This window comes from Lacrimispora amygdalina, from assembly GCF_900205965.1.
Taxonomy (GTDB): domain Bacteria; phylum Bacillota; class Clostridia; order Lachnospirales; family Lachnospiraceae; genus Lacrimispora; species Lacrimispora amygdalina_A.
The window spans coordinates 1-612 of sequence record NZ_OAOF01000084.1 but is presented as its reverse complement, the minus strand read 5'-3'; the positions used below and the strand labels follow the sequence as shown (position 1 = coordinate 612).

Genomic DNA, 612 nt, shown 5'->3' with positions numbered 1-612 from the left:
ACCGGAAGACGAACAGGAGGTAATTGCAATCCTAACAGCTATCAGGTGCAACGGGAAAAGACTATATTTTTCTGATTCGCCCAACAAGGCTTTTTATCGCCTGATTGGCATATATGTTCCACCATCGGTTTTAAAGGTCATACAAGGGCAATTATTTGTGATACAGGGCAAACAAAAAGTGGTATATTAATTCTATTTCACCAGAAGCTTAGTCAGATCATCTACCCTATGGTTCATGGTGAACCATGAATTTACATCAAACTGGTTCTATGGTAAACTGGTACTACCGGGGGTTACAGGGGGTAAAAAATACTCTTTCTGTGGCTCCCGTTTCTATTCTTTTTTCTGCCGTTTCTTCTCCTAAAAACAAATCCAGAAATGACTTGCAATCCATTTCATACAGAGTTAACATCAACAACCAATAAAAGAAATAACTTGTCCTACCATCCATTGGTTTGTTGTAGATAGGCTGTCGCCCCCTTGCGGACTCATAAAGAGTTAACGCTGTCATCTGAGGTTGCCGGTACGGGAACTGATTGGTTGGAAACAAGATCTGGAGGGAGAGAATTGCAGAAAAGAGAAAATCTGCTTTATGTGGGGATTGACCTGCAT

General features: G+C 41.0%; 2 protein-coding genes. One reads left to right on the top strand and one right to left on the bottom strand.

The window, feature by feature from the left end:
* On the top strand, window positions 1-190 hold a 190-nt coding region (locus tag CRO04_RS26670; RefSeq protein ID WP_207654532.1), incomplete at its 5' end, for a hypothetical protein.
* A gap of 93 nt (window positions 191-283) precedes the next feature.
* Here CRO04_RS26670 and CRO04_RS26665 read toward each other — a convergent pair.
* The coding region (locus CRO04_RS26665) for a hypothetical protein (RefSeq protein ID WP_207654531.1) at window positions 284-612 on the bottom strand (329 nt) is incomplete at its 5' end.